The organism is Synechococcus sp. CS-1326 (assembly GCF_025128115.1).
Lineage (GTDB): Bacteria > Cyanobacteriota > Cyanobacteriia > PCC-6307 > Cyanobiaceae > Regnicoccus.
Genome location: NZ_JAHLYV010000015.1, coordinates 62,752 through 74,518 on the forward strand (window position 1 = coordinate 62,752; position 11,767 = coordinate 74,518).

Here is an 11,767-nt window from a genome sequence, read left to right on the forward strand (position 1 = left end):
CCGGCAGCCCGGTGGTGCCGGCCAGGCTCAGATCCCGATCAAAAACTCCAGAGCGGTCGTCACATCCGGCTGCCGCATCAGGGCTTCGCCCACCAGCACCGCATCGGCGCCGGCGCTCTGCATCCGGTCGAGGTCGTCGCGGTTGAGGAGCCCCGATTCACTCACCAGCAGCGCGCCAAGGCGGCGCACCTGCTCGCCATGGCTGGCCATCAGCTGCTCGGTGGTGGCCAGATCCGTCGCGAACGTGGTCAGGTCGCGGTTGTTGATGCCGATCATCTTCACCCCTTCAACGGCCAGCACCCGCTCCAGCTCGACGGCGTCGTGCACCTCCACCAGCACCGCGAGGGAGAGGCTGGCCGCCACCTTGAGCAGATAGGTGAGATCCTGATCGGTGAGGATCGCGGCGATCAGCAGAGCCGCATCGGCACCTGCCGCCCTGGCCTGGTACAGCTGGTAGGGGGAGAGGATGAAGTCTTTGCAGAGCAGCGGCAGGCTCACCGCCTGGCGCACGTCCACCAACACGTCGAAGCCCCCCTGGAAGAAGGACTTGTCAGTGAGCACCGAGAGGCAGCTCGCCCCACCGGCCCCATAGCCCCGGGCCAGGGCCGCCGGATCGAAATCCTCGCGGATCACGCCTTTGCTGGGGCTCGCTTTCTTGATCTCGGCGATCACCGCCGGCTTGCGGCAGCTGGCCCGCAGCGCCGCGATGAAGTCGTGGGGCGGAGGCAGCTTGGCCACCTGCTCCTGGAGCTGGGCCAGGCTGAGCTGCTCCTTGGCGGCTGAGATTTCCCTGTCTTTCTCCCAGACGATCTGCTCGAGGATGTGACGGGGCTCCGCCTCGGAGTGGGGGATGCCGTACTGCAGATGGGCCACCTTGACGGGCGGGTTGGGGGGACGGCGGCGAATCTCCAAGAGCCGAAGGCGAAGGACTGGATCGAACGACTGGATCGTAGGAATCGGTCGGCTGGGCCGCTGCTCAGAGCTGGGCCGCCGCCTGCTTGTAGGCCACCTCCACCAGCTCGCTGAGGGTGGGGTGGGTGTGGACCTCGCTGGCCAGTTCCCGCACACCCTGGCGTCGGGCCACCGCATTGGCGATCTCCTGGATCAGGTCGGCGGCGTGCAGGCCGTAGATGTGGGCGCCCAGCACCTCGCCCGTGTCCTTGCGGAACAGCAGCTTCATCAGCCCATCGCTCTCCAGTTCGGCCAGGGCCTTGGTGTTGGCCTTGAAGTAGCTGCGCACGGTGCCGAGGCTGAATCCCTCGGCTGCCGCCAGCGCCTTGGCCTCCGCCTCTGAGAGCCCCACCGAGCTGATCTCCGGGTGGGTGAAGGTGGCGGCCGGAATCGAGCGGTAATCGATCAGACGGCTGTGCCCGAGGATGTTGTCCACCGCCACGGTTCCCTGGGCGGCGGCGGTGTGGGCCAGCATCAGCTTGCCGGTCACATCACCCACGGCCCAGAGATGGGGCACGGGCTGGTCGTTGACCAGCACCCGCAGGGCGTCGTCGACCGGAATGAATCCACGGCTGGTTTCCACCCCGACGCTGGCCAGATTGAGATCGCCGCTCGCCGGAGCCCGGCCGGTGGCCACCAGCACCGCATCCACCTCCAGAACCTCGACCAGCTCCTTGCTGGCCATCGAGGCCAGCTCGATCCGCACGGGGCTGCCCGGGCTCACCTTGCGGGCCAGCAGTCCGGCGCGGGTGTCGATCTCGCGGCCCTCGATCAGCCGCTTGGCGGCGATCCTGGCGATGTCGGGATCGAAGGTGGGCATGATCCGATCCAGCGCCTCGATCATCGTGACTTCACAGCCCAGGGCGGTGTAGACGTCGGCGAACTCGAGCCCGATGTAGCCGCTGCCGATGATCGCGATCCAGCGGGGCAGCCACTCCAGGCTGATCGCCTCATCGCTGGTGAACACGGTGCGGCCATCGGTTTCGATGCCGGGCGGCACGAAGGGGTTGGAACCGGTGGCGATGATCACGTCGCGGGCGGTGTGGACCTTCTCGACACCGTTCGGTTCACGAACGGCCACCCGCTGGGGGCCGTCGAGTCGCCCCTTGCCGCGCAGGATCCTGGCGCCGGCGCGTTCCACTGTTCTGGTCAGGTTGGCTCGAATCGCTTCCACCAGCTGGTTGGCATGGTCGGCGATCTTCTGGCGCTCGAAGCGCACCGGCCCGGCATGGATGCCGAAGCCCTCGAGGTGCTCGGCATCGGCCAGTTCCCGCACCCGGCCGCTGGCGGCCAGCAGGGCCTTGGAGGGAACACAACCCCTGTTCACGCAGGTGCCCCCCATGTCACGGGATTCGATGATCGCCGTGCGCAGGCCATGCTCGGCGGCGTGTTTCGCCGCATCGAAACCGCCGTAGCCGGCCCCGATCACGATCACATCGAAGTCGAAACTCACGGCGGTGCGCTGCTGGGAATGCCCGGCATTCTCTCCTGCTGCTGACGCCAGCGCTCCAGGAGCAGCGGCGCGGCTGCCACGGCCACATTGAGGGATTCGACCGTGGGGCTGTGGGGAATGGTCACCCGGTGGCTGCAGCAGGCGAGCAGTTCCGCCCCCAGCCCGGCCGCTTCGTTGCCGAGCAGCAGCACGGTTGGCAGGGTCCAGTCGAGCTGCCAGTAGGGCTGGGTTGCCGCCCCGCTGCCGGGCACAACGGCGGCAACCACCTGGGCCCCCTCGCGGCGGGCCTGCAGGAGGCGTGGGGCCAGGTCGTCAGAGCGCCAGTGCGGCAGGGCCAGGGCTGCACCGGAGGAGGCCCGCAGCACCTTGGGTTGCCAGGGATCGGCGCCGCCTGCCAGCCAGAGGGCCTCCACGCCGGCGGCCAGGGCGGTGCGCATCAGGGTGCCGAGGTTGCCCGGATCCTGGAGGTGGTCGAGCGCCAGAACGAATCCGCACCGCGATGGGCTGGCCGGATCCGGCCAGGGCAGGCTGAGCACCACCCCATCGGGATGGCGGGTGGTGGCGATCGCCTCGAGAACCGATTCGGAAACGAGCTGCACACCGGCCAGGGATCTCCTGGCCCCATGGCGCTCCAGCCAGGCCGGGGTGGCCAGGATCTCGGCGGGCCGCAAGCCGAGTCCGAGCGCCTCTTCCAGCAGATGGGTGCCCTCCAGCAGCAGCAGGCGTTGCTCCCGCCGGGCTTCGGCCCCGTGAAGAGCACGGAACCTGGCGACTAGGGGGTTGCGACGGCTGCTGATCAGCCCCGCGGGAGGGCTGCGATCCGGGGGGGCATCGTCCACGCGCTCAGAAGGACTGATGACGCCTGACAACGGTGGGATCGTTGATAACGAGGCTGGAGTCGACCATGTCGAGGCCATTGATCGAGGCCACTTCGCCCTTCAGGCCCTCCGACTGGAGATTTTCGACAAGCTTCTTGAGCACGATGTCTTCGATGGTGGCCTGATCGAAGCTGTCGGGGGTGAGGCTTTCCAGAAACTTGCCGATTTTGCCCGCGACCACCTCGGATGCATTGGTGATCTTGAGAACGATCATCGGGCAGCCAGAACCGCGAGAGGTAGCTGGAACAAGGTTTTCAGAGGTTAGCGGCTGATTGAGAGGCGGCCACCAGTGAGGGGAGAAAAAAGTGCGGATGGGGAGACTTGAACTCCCACGACATTGCTGCCACTAGTACCTGAAACTAGCGCGTCTACCAATTCCGCCACATCCGCTGGCTCACCACCGAAGTGGAAATCCAACCTTAAAACATCGAAGGCCCGCCCCTTGGCTTGATCCTTTGACTCAGGCGGCTAACACCAGAGTCGCCTGATGTCAAAGTTGTGACCGATTAAGACACTTCCTCGGGCGGACGCCTAGACGGCGACCGGCTTGGTTGTCAAGATGCCCAGACGCAACAACAGTCAATACCGTGATCCTTATCGCCCCTCCCCCTTCCCAGCTGCAGACGGTGCCCCAGCTGGAAATCCAGGGCGGTTGCCGTCTGGCCGGTGAGGTCCGGGTGGGAGGAGCGAAGAACTCCGCCCTGGTTCTGATGGCGGCCTGCCTGCTGACCACTGAACCCCTGCGTCTCAGCAACGTCCCATCCCTCACCGACATCGGCGCCATGGGGGAGATTCTCTCGGCGATGGGCGTCAAGGTTCGCAGCGGTGCCGGATGGGTGGAGCTCGATGCCAGTCAGCTCAACAGGTCGATGCCTCCCTACGAGCTGGTCAGCAGCCTGCGGGCCAGTTTCTTCTGCATCGGCCCCTTGCTGGCCAGGCTCGGCATGGCCAACGTGCCCCTGCCCGGTGGCTGCCAGATCGGCACCCGGCCGGTCGTCGAGCATGTCAAGGGCCTGAAGTCGCTCGGGGCCCAGGTCACCATCGAGCATGGGGTGGTCTCGGCGGCCATGCCCGGGCGCAGCCAGCGCCTGGTCGGTGGGCGCATTCACCTGGATTGCCCCAGTGTCGGAGCCACGGAAACCCTGATGATGGCGGCCGCCCTGGCCGACGGCGAAACAGTGATCGAGAACGCGGCCCTGGAGCCGGAAGTCGTCGACCTGGCCAACCTGCTGGTCGCCATGGGTGGTGAGGTCCGTGGAGCCGGCACCCCCACAATCACCATCGTTGGGGTCGAAAGCCTCCATGGCGCCGATTTCGCCGTGATCCCCGATCGGATCGAGGCGGGCACCCTGTTACTGGCGGCGGCGATCACCCGTTCCGTGCTCACCGTCGGGCCGATCATTCCCGAGCATCTCGGCGCTGTGATCACCAAGCTCGAAGACATCGGCTGTTCTTTCGAATCCTCCGGCGATGGCCTCACGATCCGCCCCGGCACCCTTGGTCCCGTCGATCTCCGCACCCAGCCGTTCCCAGGATTCCCGACCGATCTCCAGGCCCCGTTCATGAGCCTGCTGGCCACGGTTCCCGGCACCAGCTTCATCGTTGAAACGATGTTCGAGAACCGTCTTCAGCACGTGGCTGAACTGCAGCGGATGGGGGCTGATATCCGCCTCCAGGGCAACACCGCCGTGATCGAAGGGGTCCCGCAACTGAGCGCCGCCCCGGTCAAGGGCACCGATCTGCGTGCTTCGGCGGCCATGGTGCTCGCCGGACTCGCAGCTCAGGGCACCACCACCATGCAGGGCCTCTCCTACCTCGATCGCGGCTATGCCGATCTGGAAGGCAAGCTCAATTCCGTTGGTGCCAGGATCCGTCGTGTGGAAGCCTGAAGCCAGCCAGGGTTAAGGTCGTTTTCAAGGGAGCGTGCCGGAATTGGTAGACGGACTCGACTCAAAATCGAGCGCCTTCGGGTTTGTGGGTTCGAGTCCCACCGCTCCCATCCCATCGGGTCCTGAGCCCGAAATCCGCAGCCTGGGCCCGCCGCCTCAGCCGCTCAGCGCGGTGATGGACACCTATGCCCGCCTGCCCCTGGAACTGGTCAGGGGGCGCGGCGTCTGGGTGAGGGACACCCGGGGCCGCCGCTATCTCGATTGTGTCGCCGGCATCGCCACCTGCACCCTCGGCCACAGCGACCCGGCGATGCGTCGTGCCCTGAGCCGCCAGCTCGGTCGGCTGCAGCATGTCTCCAATCTCTACCGGATCCCCGAACAGGAGCTGCTCGCCACCTGGATCACCAGCCGCAGCTGCCTCGACCGCGTGTTCTTCTGCAATTCCGGTGCGGAGGCCAACGAAGCCGCGATCAAGCTGGCCCGCAAGCATGGCCACATCGTGCGGGGCATTGAGCGGCCGCTGATCCTCACCGCCCAGGCAAGTTTCCACGGCCGCACCCTGGCGGCGGTGAGCGCCACGGGCCAGCCGCGTTACCACCAGGGTTTCGAGCCGATGGTGGAAGGGTTCCGCTTCTTCCCCTACAACGACACGGTGGCGTTCGAGGCCCTGCTCGCGGCGGCGGAGGCCGACGGTCCGAAGGTGGCTGCGGTGCTCCTGGAGCCATTGCAGGGGGAGGGCGGGGTGAATCCCGGCGATCCCGCCTTCTTCCGTCGCGTCAGGGAGCTCTGCGATCAGAACCGCATCCTGCTGATCTTTGATGAGGTGCAGATCGGCATGGGCCGCAGCGGTTCGCTCTGGGGCTACGAGAAGCTCGGTGTGGAGCCCGACGCGATCAGCCTGGCCAAGGGGCTGGGGGGAGGGATTCCGATCGGGGCCCTCGCCGTGAAGCATGCCGCTGACCATTTCCGACCCGGTGACCACGCCAGCACCTTCGGCGGCAACCCGTTCGCCTGTCGCGCCGCGCTCACGGTGGCCGAGGAGCTGGAGCGGCGCCTGCTGGTGCCCCATGTGCAGCGGATGGGTGAACTCCTCCAGCAGTTGCTCGCTGATCTGGTCAGTCGCCGCCCCCAGCAGCTCGAAGGCGTCAGGGGTTGGGGCCTGCTTCAGGGCCTGGTGCTGCGGGCTGATGGCCCGGCCGCGGCCGACGTGGTGCTCCGCTCCATCGAGGCCGGCCTGCTGGTGGTGGCAGCGGGACCAAGGGTGGTGCGACTGGTGCCGCCCCTTGTGATCAAGCCCCGTCAGCTCAGGCTGGCGGTGTCGCGGCTGGAGCTGGCCCTTCAGGCGATCGCCTCCGCCTGAGCGTGGCCCCCCCGGCGGATTCGTTTGCCGACCTGATCGAACCCTTCAGCCGGCGGGGCATCGACCTGGGCCTGGAGCGGCTCAGTGCCGCCCTGGCCGAGCTGGGACATCCGGAGCGCCGGTTCGCCGCTGTTCAGGTGGCGGGCACCAATGGCAAGGGATCGGTCTGTACCCTGCTGCATGCGGCCCTTTCGGCCGCTGGGCTCCGCTGCGGCCTCTACACCTCGCCCCATCTGGTCAGCTGGTGTGAACGGATCCGACTGGGCCCTGACCTGATCAGCCCGGCCCGGCTCCGTGCCCTGTTGAGCGAGCTTCAGCCACTGGCTCGCCGTCATGACCTCACCCCCTTCGAGCTGATCACTGCGGCCGCTTTTCAGGCCTTCGCGGCGGCCAATCTGGAGATCGTCGTGCTGGAGGTGGGGCTGGGCGGACGACTCGACGCCACCACCGTTCATCCCGGTCGACAGGTGGTGGGCTTCACCCCCATCGGCATGGACCATGCCGAGTATCTCGGCTCCAGCCTGGGGCTGATCGCCGCCGAGAAGGCCGGAGTGCTGATCAAGGGCGGCACCGCCGTGAGTGGACCCCAGCATCCGGAGGTGGCACTTGCCCTGGAGCGGCGGGCCGTGGCCCTCGGCTGCCGCCTGCACTGGGTTGACCCGCTCGAAACCTGCGGCGAGGCGTTTGTGGCCGGTGCGCTGCGTTGGCGCAGCGGACTGCCGGGCCAGGTGCAGCGCTGCAACAGTGCCGTGGCCCTCGGCATGCTCCGACTCCTGCGCCAGGGCGGCTGGACCATTCCCGATCAGGCGATCACGGCTGGGTTCGCCGCCGCCAGGTGGCCCGCCCGGCTGCAGCCGTCCAGCTGGCGGGGGCACCCCCTGCTGCTTGATGGGGCCCACAACGTGCCGGCGGCGAAGGCCCTGCGCTCTGAGCTGGATCACCGCTCGGCAGGACAGCAGGCAGATCGGCGGCCCTGGTGCTTTGTGGTGGGGATGCTGGCCAACAAGCAGGGGCCTGAACTGCTCGCAGCTCTGCTCGCTCCCGGCGATCGGGCCTGGCTGGTGCCGGTGCCCGGCCACGCCTGCTGGAGCCGGGACGACCTCCTTGCCGCCTCGCCCAGCCTGGGCGACCAGCTCGATGCCGCCGGCGATCCCAGCACCGCCCTGGCGGCCGCGATCGCCGCCTCACCCGGCGATCAGCCGGTGGTGGTGGCGGGATCCCTGTATCTGCTGGGCAGTTTCCTGTCGATCGCCGAGGGAGAGTGAGAGCAGGATTCGCCAGCTCAAGCCATGCGCCTGACCAGACAGCTCAGCCGAGCGCTGCGTGATCTGCTTCCCATCCCCGCCCTGCTGCTGCTGCTGCTGAGCACGGCGGTTCTGCCCCTTGACGCCCTCGACACCGCGGCCGGCGTGGGCCTGCAGGAGCGGGCCCTGTTTCAGGATCACGTCGAGTACACCCTCACCGACCAGAGCGGGCAGGATTTCAGCGGCCAGCAGCTTCGCAACACCTCCTTCGCTGGGGTGAAGGCCCAGGATGCCAACTTCGCCGGTGCTGATCTGCGCGGAGCGATCCTCACCCAGGCCACCTTCACCCGCGCCAGTTTCAACGGCGCCGATCTCTCCGATGTCCTGATGGATCGGGTCGACCTGACGGCGGCCGATCTCCGCGGCGCCCTGCTGCAGGGGGCGATCGCCTCAGGCAGCAGCTTCAGCGAGAGCCTGATCGAAAACGCTGATTTCACCGATGCCCTGCTCGATCGCGCCGATCAGCGGCAGCTGTGTCAGCGGGCCCATGGCACCCACCCGATCACCGGGGTCAGCACCAGGCTCAGCCTTGACTGCCGCTGAGGGTTGACCGGTCGAGCCAGCCGCGCAGCTTGCCGGGGTTGAGCAGGCCAGCTGGATCGTGGGCGGCCTTGGCCGCCACCTGATCGGCATCGATCACACCGAGTCCCCCCTCTTCCACGGTGAGGGAATGGGGATTGAACAGCACCGCCCCGAGGGCCTGGGCCTGGCCGATCAGATCGGCCAGGGCGGCCCGCCCCCGCCAGCGCACCAGCGGCAGAGCCACCAGTCGCTGGCTCCCCTGGTGGCGGACCCCCTCCAGGTGCCAGAGCAGCTCATCACCCCAGCGCCGCTTCAGCGCCGTCAGGGCGGTGGCGGCGGGTTGGGGCAGCAGCAACTGCAGATAGGTCCAGCCGGGGTCGTGGGCCCGCAGGTGCAGCGTGGTGTGGTTCCAGCCCAGTTCCCGCAGGGGCAGGCCCAGTTCCCGCAGGGGCAAGCCCAGCTCCCGCCGCTCCGCCGCCTGCCAGACCAGCTCACCGCCCAGTTCCCGCAGCAGCGGCTCCAGGGTGCTCAGCGCGTCGGCTGCGGCCAGCAGCAACAGCCGATGCCCCCGGGCCGGCGGGCAGCCGCCTGGCCCGTTGCCGCCGGGGGCGGGAAGGAGGCGCGCTACAGCCGCCTCCAGCAGGCAGAGGCTGTTCAGCAGCAGGGCCGTTGCCGGCAACTGGCTCGCCGCTTCAAGGGCGGAGTCCCAGCTCTCGAAATCCACCACCACCTGCTGCCAGGCCACCGCGGCCGCTGTCGGCAGGCTCACGGCGGTGATGATGCCATTGGTGCCGTAGGCATGGTTGAGGCCGCGACTGGCGGGGGCGTCGAGCTGGAGCAGGCGCGGTTCGCTCTCCATCGTGACCACCTCGAGGCCGACCAGGTTGCCTGGGTCCCGCAGAAATCCCCAGCGCAGCGAGCCGATCCCCCCAGAGCCGCCGGCGATGAAGCCGCCCACGGTGGCGCTCCGCCAGGTGCTGGGTGCCAGACGAACCGCCCGGCCTGAAGCACTCAGTTGCCGGTCCAGGTCCGCCAGCAGGCAGCCTGCTTCCACCGTGACGATGCCGCTGGCGGCATCGAACTGGCGCAGCCGATTGAGGCTGCTGAGGTCGAGCACCACCCCACCGGCCAGGGGCACGCACTGGCCGTAATTGCCCGTGCCGGCTCCTCGGACAGTGAGGGCGACACCCTGCCCGGCGCAGGCCCTCGCCACCAGGAGCACCTGCTCTGTGGTGGCTGCCTGCACCACGAGCTGGGCCCTCTGTGCACTCAGCAGCGGTGCGAGCACAGGGGAGAAGTCGGAGCGATCACGGGAGAATCGCTCCAGCTCCGCGCCGCTGCTCAACAGGCGCAGTGGAGATCCCAGGGCTAGGCTGCCATCCCGGAGCTCCGCGGTGATCGCCGCCAGCTGCTGGGCACTGGCCCGGGGCGTCAGCCCCGTTGGCAGGCTGATCGGCAAGAGATCCGCTCCGGGTTGATCGCTCACAGCGGCAGGGCCTCCAGCAGGGGGGCCAGCACCGGTGGATCGAGGCGCGGCAGCCAGGTGCCCCTGCGCAGGATCCGCCGCTGGGGACTGCGCGCCAGCAGGTCGCTCCAGCTGCCGGCTGCCAGCACCACGAGATCGGCTGGCGCGCCTTCCCGCAGCACCCCATCCCATTGGAGTCCCATCAACCTGGCGGCGGCGGTGGTGAAGGGCATCAGCCCCTGACGCTGCCAGGGGGCCAGATGGGCCGCCGGCACCGATAGCCGCAGCAGCTCGAGGGGGTCGAAGTCGCCACCGGGGAACCAGGGATCCTGCACATTGTCCCCGCCGACCGCCACTGTGACGCCCGCACGCTGCAGCTGGCGGATCGGGGCCATCGGCCGGGCCATCGGCGTGTCCTCCTCCCGATGACCGAGCAGCCAGAGGTTGGTGGTGGGCAGGGCCACCACCGCCAGCCCAGCCACTGCGAGCCGCTCAGCGAGCTGCTGGCAGCGGCGCGCCGGCAACAGGGACATGCTGCAGCTGTGGCTGCAGGTGACGGGAATGGCGATCCGCTGATGCCGCACCAGCTCGGCCACCAGGTCCACACCCGCCCCGCCACCGGCGGCGCTCTCATCCACATGGAGGTCGACGCCACAGCCCAGGCCATCGGCAAGTCGCAGCAAGGCCAGCAGCCCCTCCCGGTCCGCCCCGCCGGGAGGGAAGGGGGCACCGAGCACACCGCCAAGCAGCACCGAACCGGACTGGCTGCTCAACCGCCTGGCCAGTCGGGCTCCCTCCTCCGTCGCCCAGTGGCCGACGGGCACCAGGGCCACCAGCTGGAGGCTGAGCCGTTCCTTCCACTGGGCTTGCACTCCCAGCAGAGCCTCCCAGCTCGGCTGGGCGCCGGGGCCAAGGCTGTCGACGTGGCTTCGGATCGCTCTTGTTCCCTGGCGCCAGGCGCACTGCAGGGCCCGCTCCCCCCGATGGCTCACCTCCTCCTGGGTGCGTGAGAGGTGCTCCCGCTGGTTGGCGGCGAGTGCGCCGGCCATGCTGCCGCCCCGATTCGGGTGCGACTCCCAGCTGAAGGCTTTGTCAAGGTGCGCATGGGGCTCGACAAGCGGGGTCAGGGCCAGGGGGAGCGGCTGATCGGGCCGGCCCTGATGGGGGCGGATCCCGGTGATCAGCCCGTCTCGATGCTCCAGGCGCACGGCCACCAGGCCATCGGGGTTCGGGGCGGGCAGGTCGCTTCGCAGGGGGTCAATCAGGCTGCGGGGCAGCAGCAGGGGCGGCAGGGTGGTGGATTCCACGGCTAGGGGCCCTGCTGGCGGCTGGCGGGCTCGCTGCGATCACTGGAGGTCGTGAGGATCACGAACTGACCTGCTCCCGCCAGGGTGAGGGCTCGGTAGGTCGGCAGCCCCAGGAAGGGGAGCACCTTGCGGCCGCCGATCGCGGTTCTGTACAGGCTGAACACCACGAAGTTCTGGCGTTCACTGCCTTGCGCCGCCAGGGATCCGAGCAGGTCGCGCTGGCTCCGGATCAGCTCCGGGCAGTTCTGGATCACCAGCCGCAGGGCCATCGGCAGTCCGTCAGGCCCGCAGAGCTCCGCGGTTGCCCGCTCCACCAGTTGCCCGGCCGCGAATGCCTCGAAGTCGGCCGGGCCGGGGTTGTTCGCCGCCAGGGCCAGGCTGGCTCCGCCCAGCCCGGCAGCGGCCAGGAGCAATGTCCTCCAGCGACGACGGGGGGTGGGCGGGACGGTCGGCAAGACAGGAGGGTTGGTCTGCTTGATACATTGGCAAAGATCACGGCGGGCGTCGCCAAGTGGTTAAGGCAGCGGCTTGTGGTGCCGCCATCCGGGGGTTCGAATCCCCTCGCTCGCCCTCAATTCATCCAGCAGCCAATCGGCGGCGGCAGGGCTCCTGACCGGATCGGCGCAGGCCAGTCCGGT

Annotated in this window: 11 protein-coding genes and 3 tRNA genes; 6 read left to right on the forward strand and 8 right to left on the reverse strand. The window is 68.5% G+C overall.

Going from position 1 to position 11,767, the window contains the following annotated elements; genetic code table 11:
• Nucleotides 1-27 precede the first annotated feature (27 nt).
• From trpC to KQ307_RS05300, 5 genes are all read right to left on the reverse strand, one after another.
• Nucleotides 28-912: an indole-3-glycerol phosphate synthase TrpC gene (trpC, locus tag KQ307_RS05280; RefSeq protein ID WP_259727214.1), complete on the reverse strand. Its 885-nt coding sequence runs from the start codon at nt 910-912 to the stop codon at nt 28-30.
• Between the two features lie 64 nt (nt 913-976).
• On the reverse strand, nt 977-2,404 hold the full coding sequence (locus KQ307_RS05285) for a dihydrolipoyl dehydrogenase (RefSeq protein ID WP_259702938.1): 1,428 nt from the start codon (nt 2,402-2,404) through the stop codon (nt 977-979).
• Complete coding sequence (locus KQ307_RS05290; protein ID WP_259727215.1) at nt 2,401-3,243, reverse strand: RNA methyltransferase; 843 nt, start codon at nt 3,241-3,243, stop codon at nt 2,401-2,403. Before KQ307_RS05290 ends, KQ307_RS05285 begins: the two co-directional genes overlap by 4 nt.
• Before the next feature lie 4 nt (nt 3,244-3,247).
• On the reverse strand, nt 3,248-3,496 hold the full coding sequence (locus KQ307_RS05295; protein ID WP_259702940.1) for a hypothetical protein: 249 nt from the start codon (nt 3,494-3,496) through the stop codon (nt 3,248-3,250).
• A 92-nt stretch (nt 3,497-3,588) separates the two neighbouring features.
• A tRNA-Leu gene (locus KQ307_RS05300) sits at nt 3,589-3,672 on the reverse strand.
• 200 nt (nt 3,673-3,872) lie between these two features.
• Between KQ307_RS05300 and murA the strand changes: the two genes are divergently transcribed.
• The 5 genes from murA to KQ307_RS05325 all read left to right on the forward strand — a co-directional run bounded on the left by murA (nt 3,873) and on the right by KQ307_RS05325 (nt 8,378).
• Nucleotides 3,873-5,171: a UDP-N-acetylglucosamine 1-carboxyvinyltransferase gene (gene murA / locus KQ307_RS05305; RefSeq protein WP_259727242.1), complete on the forward strand. Its 1,299-nt coding sequence runs from the start codon at nt 3,873-3,875 to the stop codon at nt 5,169-5,171.
• Between the two features lie 28 nt (nt 5,172-5,199).
• Nucleotides 5,200-5,281 (forward strand) — tRNA-Leu (locus tag KQ307_RS05310).
• A 65-nt stretch (nt 5,282-5,346) separates the two neighbouring features.
• Nucleotides 5,347-6,531, forward strand: coding sequence for an aspartate aminotransferase family protein (locus KQ307_RS05315; RefSeq protein ID WP_259727243.1), 1,185 nt, complete (start codon nt 5,347-5,349; stop codon nt 6,529-6,531).
• A 2-nt stretch (nt 6,532-6,533) separates the two neighbouring features.
• The gene (locus tag KQ307_RS05320; protein ID WP_259727216.1) at nt 6,534-7,796 is read left to right on the forward strand and encodes a folylpolyglutamate synthase/dihydrofolate synthase family protein; all 1,263 of its coding nucleotides are present in this window, start codon (nt 6,534-6,536) and stop codon (nt 7,794-7,796) included.
• A 24-nt stretch (nt 7,797-7,820) separates the two neighbouring features.
• Entirely contained in the window at nt 7,821-8,378 is a 558-nt protein-coding gene (locus KQ307_RS05325; protein WP_259727217.1) for a pentapeptide repeat-containing protein, read from the forward strand.
• Here KQ307_RS05325 and KQ307_RS05330 read toward each other — a convergent pair.
• Genes KQ307_RS05330 through KQ307_RS05340 form a run of 3 tightly spaced genes read right to left on the reverse strand, consistent with a single transcriptional unit; the run spans nt 8,359 to nt 11,584 of the window.
• The gene (locus tag KQ307_RS05330) at nt 8,359-9,843 is read right to left on the reverse strand and encodes an FAD-binding oxidoreductase (protein WP_259727218.1); all 1,485 of its coding nucleotides are present in this window, start codon (nt 9,841-9,843) and stop codon (nt 8,359-8,361) included. The two genes, KQ307_RS05325 and KQ307_RS05330, sit on opposite strands and share 20 nt — an antisense overlap.
• Nucleotides 9,840-11,129, reverse strand: coding sequence for an amidohydrolase family protein (locus KQ307_RS05335; protein WP_259727219.1), 1,290 nt, complete (start codon nt 11,127-11,129; stop codon nt 9,840-9,842). The genes KQ307_RS05330 and KQ307_RS05335 overlap by 4 nt, the downstream gene beginning before the upstream one ends.
• A gap of 2 nt (nt 11,130-11,131) precedes the next feature.
• Entirely contained in the window at nt 11,132-11,584 is a 453-nt protein-coding gene (locus tag KQ307_RS05340) for a DUF4359 domain-containing protein (RefSeq protein ID WP_259702946.1), read from the reverse strand.
• Between the two features lie 42 nt (nt 11,585-11,626).
• Between KQ307_RS05340 and KQ307_RS05345 the strand changes: the two genes are divergently transcribed.
• Nucleotides 11,627-11,699: transfer RNA gene (locus KQ307_RS05345), tRNA-His, on the forward strand.
• The last annotated feature ends 68 nt before the right edge of the window (nt 11,700-11,767 follow it).